Raw genomic sequence first — 13,098 nt, 5'->3', positions numbered from 1 at the left:
AGCCGCGTTGTCGGTGGGTGCTGCGAGGATCGGTGTCATGGAGACCTCGAAGCCGTTGCTGCTCGCCGACGTCGAAGCCGCTGTCCGCGCCGGTTGGGGCGCGGACACGGCCACGCCCGGCCACCGGCCGCACTGGACTGCGGACAACCCGGCCCGGGACCAGTGCGGGGTCACCGCCCTCGTGCTCAACGATCTGCTGGGTGGCGAGCTGATCCGCGGCGAGGTCCGGGTCGACGGTGAGCGCACCGACTTCCACTGGTGGAACCGGCTGGGCATGGGTGTGGAGATCGACCTCACGCGGGAGCAGTTCGGGCCGGAGGAGATCGTCACCGGTGGCACGGTGATACCCCGGCCGGCGGAGATCGTACGGCTGCGCGAGGAGTACGAGCTGCTGCGCGGCCGGGTGCTGGACCGGCTCGGGCGGTAGGGGCGGACAGCGGCCGGGGGGCGGCGGTCAGGGCATCCGTCGGTCAGCCGAGTTCCAGGCTGGTGATGCCGAACAGTCCGGTGTGGTCGACGTCCGGGGCCGGACCCGTGTCCATACCGGCGGGCGGAATCCCTACGACCTGGCCATGTGGGTGTGGCCAGAGGTGACGCGGAGGCCCCGAACCATCTCTCCGGTGACACGGGGGCCCCGACTGCTGACGCCACACCCGGCGTCCCAGAGCGCACCGGGAACGCTACGCACACCCCGCCGGGCGTACCCGCAGCTCGTCACACCGTTCACCCCATCGTGTCCATGTTCGCCACAACGTTGTGCTTGCCCAGCAGTTGTGAACCCCGTGCGTGATCGGTTCAACGTGCTTCCCGAACTCACCACCCGGTCCAGAGCAGGTGGTTGACGAGCAGGGCGACGACCGCCTGCGCGGTCAGCCAGCCGCGTCGGGTGGACGGGGGGAGCAGTGCGGCGGCGGGCAGCAGCCAGAGGACGAACGGCTGCCAGATACGTTCCGTCTCGGCCTTGCTCATCCCGGACAGATCCGCGACGAGGAGGGCGAGGAGCGCGGCCAGGGCGAGGAGGCTCAGCCGCTGCGGTGCGGAGGTGGCGCCGGTGCGGACGGTGCGGACGGCGGAGGGGGCACCGGCCGCGGCCCGGCGGAGACCGGCGACGGTGGCGAGACCGGCGGCGATCGTGGTGGCCGCGAGGTTCCCCCAGACCCAGTAGGCGTACGGACGGATCCCACCCGCTCCCTGGTAGTAGCGCTCGACCAGCAGCCGGTATCCCTCCCACCAGTTGAAGCCCGCCAGGGTGAACGCGACCGGGACGACGAGCGCCCCGAGCAGGAGAAGCGGAAGGGGGCGCGCGGTACGGGCGAGGAGAAGGACGGCGAGGAGCAGGAGCGCGATGAGCGTCAGGCCGTACGAGAGATAGCAGGTCAGGCCGTAGAGCAGGCCGGAGGCGAGGGCGGCCGCGGTGGCACGGCCCGGCCGGGTCCGCCGGGTTGAGGCCAGGGCGAGGAGGGCGACCGACCACGCGGCGACCGCGGCGAACCAGGCGTCCGCCGAGGCGCCGGTCCAGACCGCCATCGGCGCGAGGACGAGGAACGGGGCGGCGCGGCGGGCGAGGCGCTCATCGGCGAGGGCGCGCACCGTGATCAGGGCGGCGACGACGGCCGAGCCGCCGAGCACGATGCACCAGACACCGGCCCAGCCCCCGCCGCCCAGCCCGATCCGGTCCAGCAGCACGAAGGTGAGTGTGGCGCCCGGCGGATGACCGGCGACATGGGCGGGCCAGTTGCCCGGGGGGCCGATCAGGATGTGCGTGTCGAATCCGCGCAGCGCCGCGCCGATATCGCCGAACCGGCTGATGACTTGCAGGTACTCATGCTTCGTGGTGAGCCGTTCGGCGATGCCCCGCCCCCAGCCGTCGATCATCGCCAGGGAGAAGATCCAGCCGAGGGAGGCGGCCCACGCGGTCGCGAGCAGACCCCGCCAGGGCAGCCGGTCGGCGAGGACCGGCCCGTACGCGACGACGGCCGCGGCGACGACCACGGCGGCCGGGGTGCCGGGGCCGGTGTGCGGGTACCAGGACGCCAGCAGGGGCGGCCAGTGGACGAAGAGGCTGCCGTCGGCGTCCTGGATCGCCCGGCCGATCAGCACGGCGGCGGTGACCAGCAGGACACCGGCGGCGGCGGCGATCAGGTCGAGGCGTCGGCCCATGGCGCGGTGGTTGCGGCCGGCGGTGCGCTGCTCGCGTTTCACGTGCTCCTCGGTCTTCACACAGGCACGCTATGCAGGGCGGGGCGATGACGGGCGGTGCCACCGGGGCGCGTCATCGAACTGTCAGATCTTGGCCCGGTTGGCGGTCATCGGGAGTGACGTCAGAGTTTCGTCAGGAGTCGTACGCGCTGCGGCCCGAGACCTTGGGCTTAGCGTCGGGACATGGGCGACAGGCGTCACAACAGAGCTTTCCGGTTCCCGTTCCGCGTCGGTGGGACGGGCCGTGCCGGGCCATCGGATGACGGACCGTCCGCGGGGCGGGTCCCGGCCGTTCTCGAACGGCTCCGGACCACGGACCGGCTGCCCTCCTCCCCCGGGTTCTGGCGCAGCCCCGTGCGCGGCGTCCGGTTCACGGCGGTGCTCGGGCTCGTCCTCCTCGTCGGGCTGACGCTGGTGTTCGTGACGGGGCTGCTGTCGTACGCCGCGTACAACCCGGATCTTGCGCCGGTCAACGACAAGACGCCGGGCAAGGGGGTGCTGGGGTTCTACCTGTTCGCCTGGCCGACCGGACCGCACTGGCTGTACCGGCTGACACAGGGGCTGCACGTCACGGGCGGCATCGTGCTCGTGCCGGTGCTGCTGGCGAAGCTGTGGTCGGTGATCCCGAAGCTTTTCGCGCTGCCGCCGGCCCGGTCGGTGGGGCACGCCCTGGAACGGGTGTCGTTGCTGCTGCTCGTCGGCGGGGCGCTGTTCGAGTTCATCACCGGGCTGCTCAACATCCAGGTGGAGTACGTGTTCCCGGGGTCGTTCTATCCGCTGCACTTCTACGGTGCGTGGGTGTTCTTCGCCGGGTTCGTCGCCCACGTCGGGCTGAAGCTCCCGCGGGCCGTCCGGGTGCTGCGCAGCGGTGAACTGCGGGGTGAGACCGATGAGCTGGCGTCCCCCGCCCCGCATACGCCGACCATCTCCCGGCGCGGCGCCTTCGCCATGGTGGGCGCCGGGTCGCTTCTCCTGCTGGTCACCTCGGTGGGCCGGAGCTTCGACGCGCTGCGCAGCACCGCACTCCTCACCCCGCGCGGGGTCGCCGACCCCGGGACGGGGCCAGGCGGCTTCCAGATCAACAAGACGGCCGCGTCCGTCCGGATCACCCCGGCCGACACGGGTGAGCGGTGGCGGCTGACCGTCGGCGGACCCGCCGGAGAGCTCGCGTTCACCCGGGAACAGCTTCTGGCCATGGACCAGTACAGCGCCGCGTTGCCGATCGCGTGCGTGGAGGGCTGGTCGACCGCGGACCAGTGGTGGCGCGGGGTGCGGCTGCGGGATCTGGCGGCGCTCGCCGGGTATCCGGACCGGCCGCCGGGGGTGTTCGTGGAGTCCGTGCAGCGCAGCGGGCCGTTCCGGAAGGCCGCGCTCCGCGACAACCAGGTGCGTGACCCGCGCTCGCTGCTGGCGCTGGAGGTCAACGGCGAGACGCTGTCGCCCGACCACGGGTATCCGGCGCGGATCATCGTCCCGGCCGCACCCGGCGTGCTCAACACCAAATGGGTGACCCGGCTGACGTTCGGAGAGCTGTGATGCGGAAGACGAACGGCCCCCGGTCCGCAGCGGTCTTCACGCGCTGGTACGGGGAAGGGCCGCTGCATCTCCTGCTCCTGGCTGCCACGTTCGCCCTCGCGGGCTACGCGGGTGTGCGGCTGCTGGAGGGGGACACGTTCGGTGTCGCGGTGTGGTTCGTCGGCTCGGCGCTGGTGCACGACCTCGTGCTGCTGCCGGTGTACGCGACGGCGGACCGGGCCGTACGCGCGGTGCTGGGACCGCGCTCAGGGCTGGTCAACTTCGTCCGCGTGCCCGCCTTTCTCTCCGGGCTGCTCCTGCTGATGTGGTTCCCGCTGATCAGCAGGCACGCGACCCATTACAAGCCGGCGAGCGGGCTCTCCCCCGATGTGTTCCTCGGGAACTGGCTCCTGATCACGGCGGCGTTGTTCGCGGTGTCGGCGTTCTGGCTGGGCGTCCGGACCCTCCGGGTGCGGCGCAGGGCGATGAAGGGGCGGCCGTCCGCCACCCACTGATCGACGGCCCGCCAGGCGTTCGGCTGCGCGTACCGGAGCAGGGCCGGGGTGCCGAGTCGGGCCCAGGGGAAGAGCGCGCCCCCGGCGGCGGCCCGGCCCTCCCCGCCGGTTCCTTCCGGTGCGAGGCGACCGTCGTACAACCGGACCAGCACCCGTTCGTCGATGTCCAGCGGCGACGTCTCCGCTACGAGGAGCCCGCCGGGGGCGAGGAGGTCCGCCGTGCGCAGCAGGAGACCGTGCGGGTCGCCGCCGATGCCGATGTTGCCGTCGATCAGCAGCGCGGTGCCCCAACGGCCCTCGCCGGGAAGCGGGTCGAAGACGGAACGGTGCAGCGCCGAGCCGCCGACCCGGAGCGTGCGGGCGACGGCGGCGGCGCTGACGTCGATGCCGAGTGCGCGGTGGCCGCGGGAGGCCAGTTCCGCGACGAGGCGGCCGGGACCGCACCCGATGTCGAGGACCGGCCCTTCGCAGCGGCGCAGCGCCGACAGGTCGGCGGCGTCGGCCTCCGCACACCAGCGCTCGACGTCCAGGGGCAGCAGCCAGCCGTCCGTACGGCGGAGGAAGAGCGGGCCGTGGCCGTTGCGCAGCGCATCGGCGTAGGGGTCGGTGGACCACGGGGCGAGGTCCTCCCGTTCGGAACCTGCCGTGCTCGTGGCGCCGCGGTCCGGAACGCTCATCGGGCCGCCGCCGCGGTCAGCCGGGCCAGCGCAGCGGCGAACTCCCCCCGCGGTGCGGCGGCGGCGACGTGCGCGGCGTCCGCCGCGGTGTCCACGTCCCGCAGCCGCGGCAGATCGCGCACGGTCAGTCCGGCGTCGACGAGACGCCGCCGCTGGACCGCACCGGTCTGCGGGACGGACATGGGCACGCCGCGCACCAGGGCCGGGTCGGGGGCGGCCAGGCCGAGTGCCCAGAAGCCGCCGTCGTCGGCGGGGCCGAACCAGGCGTCGCAGTCGTCCCAGGCGTCCGGGGAGAGGGCGGGTGCCAGATGGGCGGCGGTGATCTGCGGGGTGTCCATGCCGATGAGCAGGGCCGGACCGGTACAGCCGGCGAACGCCGCCGCGAGCCGCTCGTCGAGTCCGCCGGAGCTCTGCGCCACCACGTCGACGCCGGCCGGCAGCCAGGGCCCCGGCCGCCCGTCGAGCACGAGTACGCGCCGCCGGGCGGGCAGCGAGAGCATCGTGCGCAGCGTGTCACGGAGCGCCGCCTCGGCGAGCTGCGCCGCCTCGGCGGGGGTGAACGGCGGGGTGAGCCGGGTTTTGACGAGTCCCGGCAGCGGTTCCTTGGCGATGACGAGGAGGGCGGTCGGTCCGGGCACGCTCACCGGGACGCCTCCCGCCGGGCCGTCCCCGCGGTCGTCCGTTCCGGCGGCCTGTGCAGGACCGCGCGCATGTCCCTCACCGCATGCCAGGTCCCCCGCCAGGTGCCGGTCACCTTGGACCTGCCCGTACGCGGCAGGTACGGGACATCGGTCTCGGAGACCCGCAGCCCGGCGTCCGACGCACGCACCACCATCTCCAGCGGGTAGCCGCTGCGCCGGTCGGTGAGCTCCAGCGCCAGCAGGTCCGCCCGGCGCCCCGCCCGCAGCGGGCCGAGGTCGTGCAGGCGCAGTCCCGTCCGGCGGTGCACCATCCGGGCCAGCGCCAGATTCCCGGCGCGGGCGTGCAGCGGCCACGCGCCACGGCCCTCGGGGCGGCGGCGTCCCAGCAGCAGATCGGTCTCGCCGTCGGCGATCCGGCGTACGAAGCCGGGCAGCAGACCCGGGTCGAGGGAACCGTCGCAGTCGCAGAAACAGACGAACTCCGCCTCGGCGGCGAGCAGTCCGGCTTGGCACGCGGCGCCGAAGCCGCGTCGCGGCTCGTGCACGACGGTCGCCCCGAGCGAGCGGGCGAGCTCCGCCGATCCGTCGGTGGAGCCGTTGTCGACGACGACGGCGCGCCAGCCGTCCGGGATTCGGCCCAGCACCCGGGGCAGCGCGGCGGCCTCGTCCAGACAGGGGAGGACCACGTCGGCGTGGGGGGAGCGGGCGGAGTAGGAGTCGGTCACCCCGCTCACACTACGGAGCGAAAACCGGCATTTCGGGCTTCAGGTTCTTACGGAAGACGGACGTCGACCCTTCGGCGGACCGCCGAGTGCCCGACCCGGTGGCCGGGATGCCAAGGTGACCGTATGGAGAACATCCCGGACTCCCCGGGTCCCGGACCCGCCCCCGGCGCGCCGCGCGGTCATGTCCTCGTCGTCGACGACGATCCGACGGTCGCCGAGGTGGTCGTCGGCTACCTGGACCGGGCGGGTTACGACGTCCGTCGGGTCGGTGACGGTCCGTCGGCGCTGGAGTGCTTCGCCGGGCGTCGGCCCGACCTGGTCGTCCTCGATCTGATGCTGCCCGGCATGGACGGCTTCGAGGTCTGCCGCCGGATACGGGCGCACGGGCCCGTGCCGGTCATCATGCTGACGGCGCGCGGGGACGAGGACGACCGCATTCTGGGCCTGGAGACGGGCGCGGACGACTACGTCACCAAGCCGTTCAGTCCGCGTGAGCTCGTGCTGCGCGTCGACTCCGTGCTGCGCCGGTCCGCGCCGCCCGCCGCGGGCTCCGCCCGGTCCCCGCTGGAGGGCGCCGGACTCCGTCTTGACCCGGCGGCTCGCCGCGCGACCCGTGACGGTCATGAACTGGCCCTCACCTTGAGGGAGTTCGATCTTCTCGCGTTCTTTCTGCGCCACCCCGGGCAGGTGTTCACCCGGGAGGAGCTGATGCGGGAGGTCTGGGGCTGGGACTTCGGTGACCTGTCGACGGTGACGGTCCATGTGCGGCGGCTGCGGGGCAAGGCCGAGGCGGATCCGGGCCGTCCGAGGCTCATCCAGACGGTGTGGGGTGTGGGCTACCGCCTGGACCTGACCGGGGGGACGGCGGCCGAAGGGACGACGGCCGGGGGCGCGGCGGACGGCTCATGACCGACCTCCTCCTCATCGCCCTTTTTGCTTTCCTGGGCGCCGCGGCAGCCGGACTGCTCGGCGCGCTGGTCCTGCGGCTGTTCCGGCACCGTTCGCTCGTGGTGTCGCTGACCGTCGTCGCCGCCGTCGCGGTGAGCGCGATGCTCGCCGGGACCCTCGCGGTCGCCTGGGCGATGTTCCTGTCGCCGCACGACCTGGCCGTCGTCACGACCGTCGTCGCGATGGCCGCCGTGGTGTCCCTCGGCACCGCGATGCTGCTGGGACGCTGGGTGGCGGCCAGAAGCAGGGAACTGACGCTTGCGGCCCGTTCGTTCGGCGACGGCGGTACGTTCGCCGCCCCCGAGGAACAGGCGACCGCCGAACTCGCCTCTCTGGCCAGGGAACTGGCGGCCACCAGCGCCAAGCTCGACAGCTCCCGGGAGCGCGAACGCGCACTGGAGACCTCGCGTCGCGAACTCGTCGCCTGGATCTCGCACGATCTGCGGACACCGCTCGCCGGGCTGCGGGCCATGTCCGAGGCGCTGGAGGACGGCATGGCCGCCGACTCCGGCCGCTACCTGCGGCAGATACGGACCGAGGTGGAGCGGATGAACGACATGGTCGGCGACCTCTTCGAACTCTCCCGGATCCACGCCGGATCGCTCACCCTGACCCCCGCCCGCATCTCCGTGTACGACCTGGTCGGCGACGCCCTCGCAGGGGCGGACCCGCTGGCGCGGGAGCACGGGGTCCGGCTGGTCGGCGACCGGATCGACCCGGTGCCCGTGGAGGTCGACAGCAAGGAGATGAGCCGGGTCCTGGGCAACCTCCTGATCAACGCGATCCGCCGCACCCCGGCCGACGGCACGGTCGCGGTGGCCGCGCAGCGCGCCGACGGCGCGGTGGTGCTGTCGGTGACGGACGGCTGCGGGGGCATCCCCGAGGCGGATCTGCCGCGGGTCTTCGACACGGGCTGGCGCGGCAGCCACGCGCGTACGCCTCCGGCGGGGGCGGGGCTGGGGCTGGCCATCGTGCGGGGGATCGTGGAGGCGCACGAGGGCCGGGCGGAGGTCCGTAATGTGAGGGGCGGCTGCTGCTTCGAGGTCACGCTTCCGGTGGCACGCCGGCCGGGCCGTCCGGAGCCGGAGCGGCCGCCGGTCAACCGGTAGCGACCGCCCCTCTCAACGCCGCCCCGGCGAACTCCTCCATCCCCTCCGCGAACCCCACCTCCGGGCGCCAGCCCAGTTCCTCCCTCAGCCGTCGCGAGTCCGCCGTCACATGGCGTACGTCTCCGAGCCGGTACCCGCCGGTGATCTCCGGTGCCGGACCACCGTGCGCGGACGCCAGTGCCGCCGCCATCTCGCCGATCGTGTGCGGATCCCCGCTCCCCGTGTTGTACGCGGCGAAACTCCCCGCCCCGCGTCCCCCCACGGCCTCCAGCGCCACCGCGTTCGCGGCCGCCACATCCCGTACATGGACGAAGTCCCGCCGCTGACCGCCGTCCTCGAAGACCTGCGGCGCCTCGCCCCGCTCCAGCGAGGAGCGGAAGAAGGAGGCGACCCCCGCGTACGGGGTGTCGCGCGGCATCCCCGGCCCGTACACGTTGTGGTAGCGCAGGGCCACCGCCCGGCCGCCCGTCGCCCGCGCCCACGCGGCGGCCAGATGTTCCTGGGCGAGCTTCGTCGCCGCGTACACATTGCGCGGGTCGGTGGGCGCGTCCTCGCCCACCAGCCCCGGCGTCAGCTCCGCCCCGCAGTCCGGGCAGCGCGGCTCGAACCGGCCCGCCGCCAGATCGTCCACGGCCCGCGGCCCGGGCCGGATCCGCCCGTGCCGGGGGCAGTCGTACCGCCCCTCGCCGTAGACGACCATTGACCCGGCGAGCACCAGATTCCGCACACCGGCCGCGGCCATCTCCGCCAGCAGGACGGCGGTCCCGAGGTCGTTGCAGCCGACGTACTCCGGGGCGTCCGCGAAGTCCTTGCCCAGACCGACCATCGCGGCCTGATGGCAGACCGCGTCGACGCCCCGCAGCGCATCGGCCACCGCCGCCCGGTCCCGGACATCGGCAAGGATCAGCCCGTCCCGGCCGCCTGCGGCGCCCACGCCGTGTGCCGACTGCAGCAGCGCGTCGAACACCACCACCTCGTGCCTCCGCGCCGCCAGTGCCCCGGCGATGTGTCCCCCGATGAAACCGGCTCCGCCGGTGAGCAGTACACGCATGTCCGTCACGCTAGGTCGCGGCACCGGCTCGGGCCCGGCGCCGTGCGGGCACGTCACGGAATCGTCAGACCGAACGGGCGGCGGCGGGCCGGGACATTGGATGGGTCTCCCCTGCTCGAACGGAGTTGAGAGCTTGGGGAAGGAGCTACCAGGGCTTTTGGCCAACGCGGCGAGCGGGCGTGCTGGGCGGTGCGACGGGGCAGAGCTTGCCGGGAGGGGACAGTGGCCGTCAGACGAGCAGGAACGTGGCCGCCGTTCCCGCGCCCAGCGCCGAGCCCGCCACCGTCTGGGCGACGCTGTGGTAGCCGAGCGCCACCCGTGACCAGCACACGGCGACCGTCATCGCGTACGCGAGCAGCCACCACGGCGAGTGGACCGCGGCCAGCAGCGCGATGACCGCCGAGGCGACCGACGCGTCCACCGAGATCTTCCAGACGGTGTTGACGGCCAGCAGCACGACCGTCATCGCCCACAGTGCCAGCATCGCCACCAGGATCCCGGTGGGCGCGTGCCCGAGGACCATGACGGCCGAGCCTGCGCCGATCGAGCCGAGGATGACGAGGAAGATCGGTGCGCGCTTCGTACGGTCGACGACATGCCGGTCGCCCCAGGTGCCGCGCCCCCGCTCCCACTCGATGTATCCGGCCGGGACGATCCCGGCGCACAGGGCGCCGAGCAGGCCCCACAGCAGACCGGTCCAGTGGCCGGCGGCGGCCAGCCCGATGGCGAGCATGCCGGCCAGCAGGAGGTTGCGGGGCTGCAGCGCGTCCGTGACCGCGCGGGCGGTCGAGGTCGTCGTCGTGTCGGAGCCGGTGGCCGAACCGGTGGTCGTCATGCCGTCCTCTCCATGGCCGCCGAAGCCGCCAGTACGTCCCGGGCCCGGTCCTCGGTGACGGTCCGGTAGGCCGTCGCCACCAGCACCAGCCACGCCACCTCGCCGTCCTGGTCGGTGGCGTGCTGGGTGCCGACCGCCGCGGCGCTCCCGGCGGGAGCGCCGGTGTTCATCGCGGTGAGGGCGGCCTTGATCCAGTGCGCGTCGGCGAGCGGACCGGCCTTCTCGCGGGCAGGGCTGTCGGCCGCGGCAGCTGCCGCGGCGGCCGGGAGCAGGCTGTCCGGTACGTAGTGGCGCAATTTCTCGACCGCGTCCGCGATATCGGCGGCCCACCGGTCGATCCGGAGATCCGCGGGGGTGTCGAACCGGGTCAGTTCGCGGCGCAGCGAGGCCGGGGGCTCGAACGGCTGGCCGGGGAACGCCGTCATCAACTCGTACCAGAGCGCGTGCAGTCGGGTCTGGGCCCGCCACAGCTTCGCCCGGCGCCGCCCCTTGCTGAGGGCGGGGACGGAAGCGCCGACCGCGAAGAACGCGAACAGCACCACCTGCGCGGCCTCGGTGACCTCGTCGAACTCCAGCGCGAAGGCGGCGCTCGGCTGGTCGACGACGCTGACCCACAGGAACAGGGTGCGGCTGACCGTGTAGGCGACCCCGATGAACATCGCGAACGTCATCATCGCGAGCCCCACCCGCAGATGGCGCAGCCCGGCACCGGCCGTGGCCAGCGCCCACTGGTAGGCGCAGACCGCGGACGCGGCGCCGAGGTAGAGGTAGAACACGCTCATGTACAGCGTGGCGCCCCACTGGCCCGCATGGTCGGCGACGAAGCGGTCCGACGGCACGGAACGGTCGACGGCGGTGAAGAAGAGCACCGTCAGCAGGATCAGCGTGGCGACGGACGCCTTGGCCGCCACCTGCTGGACCGCCCGGGCGAACCGGACGTGCCGCGGGATGTCACCGGCGTCGGGGTACTGGCCGTAGATGGCGACGATGTAGCTGAGGATCGCCAGGATCGCGATCGTCGCCGTGTAGTGCTTGATCAGAACCGAAAGGTCAGTGACCGGGCTGTCGTTGAGCCCGATCCGCACCACCTGGGTCTTGGTCCACAGGGCGGCGGCGAATCCGGCGTAGCAGCCCCACAGGGCGCGGCGACGCTTGTCCTCCTCGTCGCCCCACAGGGCGGCCGGCATGCGCCACACGGCGACAGCCGTCATCAGGACGGCTATGAGATAGCCGGCGAGGTCGAGCGGGGTCACGGCGGGATTCCTCTGGATGGGGGGAAGGAGACGGGGTCACGTACGGCGGAACAGTCCGCGGCGGCGGTGCGCGACCGGGCGCGACAGCGAATTGGCGAGGCGTCCCACCATGTCGTCACTGGTCACATCCCTGGCCATGCGGGGGATGAGCGAGGCGCCGAACTCGGCGATCCGCTCGTCGTGCGTGTCGTACCGGGCGCGGGCCTGGACGGTGGAGTCGCCCGCGCGCAGTGCGTCGGCGAAGCCGGAGTCCACGACCCGGGAGATCAGGGACGTGTCGAAGACGGGCAGCAGCCGCTGGAGCCGGTCCGCGTCGAGCGAGGTGCCGTGGTCGAACCACTCGTGGCACAGCTCGTGCAGGATGACGTGCTGGGTCTGGTACGCGGTCGGGCGCCGCCGGTAGAGCACGAAGCTGGTCGAGCCGGAGGCGAGGCGCAGACCGCAGGCGGCATTGACGCGCGCCAGCCGGTCGGGCATTTCGTGCAGCACGATGGTGCGGCCGCGGGCCGCCTCCATGTTGGCCACCAGGCCGGCGATCGAGAACGGTGCGGGGAAGGGGAGGTCGGCCAGCCCGGCCTCGCACTCCTTCCGCAGCTTGCGCAGGGACACGGCGGCCTACTGCGCCGATGGGCCGTCGGCGGCGGAACCGCTGCCCTCGCCGTCGGCGGGGGCGCCGGGCCGGTTCTTCGAGTCCTCCAGGAGCGAGAGCGCGAACTGCAGCAGTTCCGGCGGCAGACCGTCGTCGGCCAGGCCGCGTCCGGCGAGCCCGCTGATCTCCCCGGTGCGCCGCTTGGCGAGGAACCGCAGTCCGGCGACGACGTCGTCGACGACCTCGGACTCCTCCTTGAAGAAGCGCCAGTCGACGCCGAAGCCCAGTCCGAGGGCCTTGAGGATGTCCTCGGACGGCTGGGTGACCTTCCCGGCGAGGATGTTGGAAAAGTAGCTGTGCGAAAGCGAGCTGCCCCGTTCCCTGACCAGGTCCGCGAAGACCCGCCCGGAGATCTTCTGGCCGGGGAAGGTCTCCTCCACCATGTATTCGACCTTCTGCTGCAGCGTCCGCAGCTCCGGCGCGCTCTCTTCTCCGTTGCCCATCGGGGCCCCCACGTTCACGTCCGCCGGCACGCGCGCCCCTGAGACGCTGCGCCTGCCTGGATCCGGTCAACGGGCTCGTACTGTAACCAACCCGGATGAGGGGGCCGCAGCGTGGGGAGGCGGGCGAGACATGGCGGAACACCTTGCTCCGCTGTCAGGAGTGGGCTTGCATAAACACTCTACGTCACTGTTAACTCGAAAAAACATGGGCAAGGGACCACGAGGGGAGTCCCTTGCCCATGAAGTCGTCGTGCGCCCATGTCTTCGCGGGCCGGCGGGCCGTCGGGCCCGCAACACGTCGTAGCCCTTCACGACGGGGGATGCGTGAAGGGCTACTCCTGCATTATGGCCATTGATCACGCCGCCATCAACTGGCCGACTGATCGCTGTGTCCATCCCGGACGTCATTCGTACTCATGTTCGGGCGCGGCGGGTAATCTCCCCTGTCCGGTCCGGGAAATCTATCGCGGCTACCATAGAGATGATGGCTCGCACCATGAGGGTTTCTTTTCGGTCAACGACGTCGGAGAAACCTTCA

13 protein-coding genes are annotated in these 13,098 nt (G+C 72.5%); 4 read left to right on the top strand and 9 right to left on the bottom strand.

The window, feature by feature from the left end:
- Positions 1-37: 37 nt before the first annotated feature.
- Positions 38-427, top strand: coding sequence for a YunG family protein (locus AB0I23_RS13295; protein ID WP_359109341.1), 390 nt, complete (start codon positions 38-40; stop codon positions 425-427).
- A gap of 386 nt (positions 428-813) precedes the next feature.
- Here the strand turns inward: AB0I23_RS13295 and AB0I23_RS13290 are convergent, their stop codons facing one another.
- Positions 814-2,160: a hypothetical protein gene (locus AB0I23_RS13290; protein WP_359109474.1), complete on the bottom strand. Its 1,347-nt coding sequence runs from the start codon at positions 2,158-2,160 to the stop codon at positions 814-816.
- Positions 2,161-2,382: 222 nt separating this feature from the next.
- On the opposite strand from AB0I23_RS13290, the gene AB0I23_RS13285 reads away from it, so the two are divergent.
- Positions 2,383-3,735 (top strand): molybdopterin-dependent oxidoreductase, encoded by a 1,353-nt coding sequence (locus AB0I23_RS13285; protein WP_359109340.1) that lies wholly within the window; start codon positions 2,383-2,385, stop codon positions 3,733-3,735.
- Between the two features lie 337 nt (positions 3,736-4,072).
- On the opposite strand, the gene AB0I23_RS13280 is transcribed toward AB0I23_RS13285, so the two are convergent.
- From AB0I23_RS13280 to AB0I23_RS13270, 3 genes are read right to left on the bottom strand one after another with little or no spacing between them, the layout of a single operon-like run.
- Positions 4,073-4,906, bottom strand: a complete 834-nt coding sequence (locus AB0I23_RS13280) for a class I SAM-dependent methyltransferase (protein WP_359109339.1) — start codon at positions 4,904-4,906, stop codon at positions 4,073-4,075.
- Positions 4,903-5,550 (bottom strand): TIGR04282 family arsenosugar biosynthesis glycosyltransferase, encoded by a 648-nt coding sequence (locus AB0I23_RS13275; protein ID WP_359109338.1) that lies wholly within the window; start codon positions 5,548-5,550, stop codon positions 4,903-4,905. Before AB0I23_RS13275 ends, AB0I23_RS13280 begins: the two co-directional genes overlap by 4 nt.
- Positions 5,547-6,281 (bottom strand): glycosyltransferase family 2 protein, encoded by a 735-nt coding sequence (locus AB0I23_RS13270; RefSeq protein WP_436846928.1) that lies wholly within the window; start codon positions 6,279-6,281, stop codon positions 5,547-5,549. The genes AB0I23_RS13275 and AB0I23_RS13270 overlap by 4 nt, the downstream gene beginning before the upstream one ends.
- A gap of 114 nt (positions 6,282-6,395) precedes the next feature.
- On the opposite strand from AB0I23_RS13270, the gene AB0I23_RS13265 reads away from it, so the two are divergent.
- Both AB0I23_RS13265 and AB0I23_RS13260 read left to right on the top strand, forming a co-directional pair.
- The gene (locus AB0I23_RS13265; protein ID WP_359109336.1) at positions 6,396-7,181 is read left to right on the top strand and encodes a response regulator transcription factor; all 786 of its coding nucleotides are present in this window, start codon (positions 6,396-6,398) and stop codon (positions 7,179-7,181) included.
- A complete protein-coding gene (locus tag AB0I23_RS13260; RefSeq protein ID WP_359109335.1) occupies positions 7,178-8,329 on the top strand; it encodes a sensor histidine kinase in 1,152 nt (383 codons plus the stop codon). Before AB0I23_RS13265 ends, AB0I23_RS13260 begins: the two co-directional genes overlap by 4 nt.
- Here the strand turns inward: AB0I23_RS13260 and AB0I23_RS13255 are convergent.
- The 5 genes from AB0I23_RS13255 to AB0I23_RS13235 form a co-directional block, all read right to left on the bottom strand.
- Complete coding sequence (locus AB0I23_RS13255) at positions 8,319-9,380, bottom strand: NAD-dependent epimerase/dehydratase family protein (RefSeq protein WP_266983974.1); 1,062 nt, start codon at positions 9,378-9,380, stop codon at positions 8,319-8,321. The genes AB0I23_RS13260 and AB0I23_RS13255 overlap by 11 nt on opposite strands.
- 229 nt (positions 9,381-9,609) lie before the next feature.
- Positions 9,610-10,215, bottom strand: a complete 606-nt coding sequence (locus tag AB0I23_RS13250) for a hypothetical protein (protein ID WP_359109334.1) — start codon at positions 10,213-10,215, stop codon at positions 9,610-9,612.
- Positions 10,212-11,468 (bottom strand): MAB_1171c family putative transporter, encoded by a 1,257-nt coding sequence (locus AB0I23_RS13245; protein ID WP_359109333.1) that lies wholly within the window; start codon positions 11,466-11,468, stop codon positions 10,212-10,214. Before AB0I23_RS13245 ends, AB0I23_RS13250 begins: the two co-directional genes overlap by 4 nt.
- Positions 11,469-11,504: 36 nt before the next feature.
- Complete coding sequence (locus AB0I23_RS13240; protein ID WP_359109332.1) at positions 11,505-12,077, bottom strand: toxin; 573 nt, start codon at positions 12,075-12,077, stop codon at positions 11,505-11,507.
- A 6-nt stretch (positions 12,078-12,083) separates the two neighbouring features.
- Positions 12,084-12,560 (bottom strand): hypothetical protein, encoded by a 477-nt coding sequence (locus AB0I23_RS13235; protein WP_359109331.1) that lies wholly within the window; start codon positions 12,558-12,560, stop codon positions 12,084-12,086.
- Between the last annotated feature and the right edge of the window lie 538 nt (positions 12,561-13,098).

Origin of the sequence: Streptomyces atratus, assembly GCF_040655115.1 — a bacterium.
Classification (GTDB): domain Bacteria; phylum Actinomycetota; class Actinomycetes; order Streptomycetales; family Streptomycetaceae; genus Streptomyces; species Streptomyces atratus_D.
This window is presented reverse-complemented; position numbering and strand designations above follow the sequence as displayed.

Bases quoted from the DNA above. Each gene is read 5' to 3' on its own strand.
- AB0I23_RS13290 (WP_359109474.1), bottom strand. From the start codon at position 2,160: ATGGGCCGACGCCTCGACCTGATCGCCGCCGCCGCCGGTGTCCTGCTG.
- AB0I23_RS13280 (WP_359109339.1), bottom strand. From the start codon at position 4,906: ATGAGCGTTCCGGACCGCGGCGCCACGAGCACGGCAGGTTCCGAACGG.
- AB0I23_RS13295 (WP_359109341.1), top strand. From the start codon at position 38: ATGGAGACCTCGAAGCCGTTGCTGCTCGCCGACGTCGAAGCCGCTGTC.
- AB0I23_RS13250 (WP_359109334.1), bottom strand. From the start codon at position 10,215: ATGACGACCACCGGTTCGGCCACCGGCTCCGACACGACGACGACCTCG.
- AB0I23_RS13235 (WP_359109331.1), bottom strand. From the start codon at position 12,560: ATGGGCAACGGAGAAGAGAGCGCGCCGGAGCTGCGGACGCTGCAGCAG.
- AB0I23_RS13285 (WP_359109340.1), top strand. From the start codon at position 2,383: ATGGGCGACAGGCGTCACAACAGAGCTTTCCGGTTCCCGTTCCGCGTC.
- AB0I23_RS13260 (WP_359109335.1), top strand. From the start codon at position 7,178: ATGACCGACCTCCTCCTCATCGCCCTTTTTGCTTTCCTGGGCGCCGCG.
- AB0I23_RS13265 (WP_359109336.1), top strand. From the start codon at position 6,396: ATGGAGAACATCCCGGACTCCCCGGGTCCCGGACCCGCCCCCGGCGCG.
- AB0I23_RS13255 (WP_266983974.1), bottom strand. From the start codon at position 9,380: ATGCGTGTACTGCTCACCGGCGGAGCCGGTTTCATCGGGGGACACATC.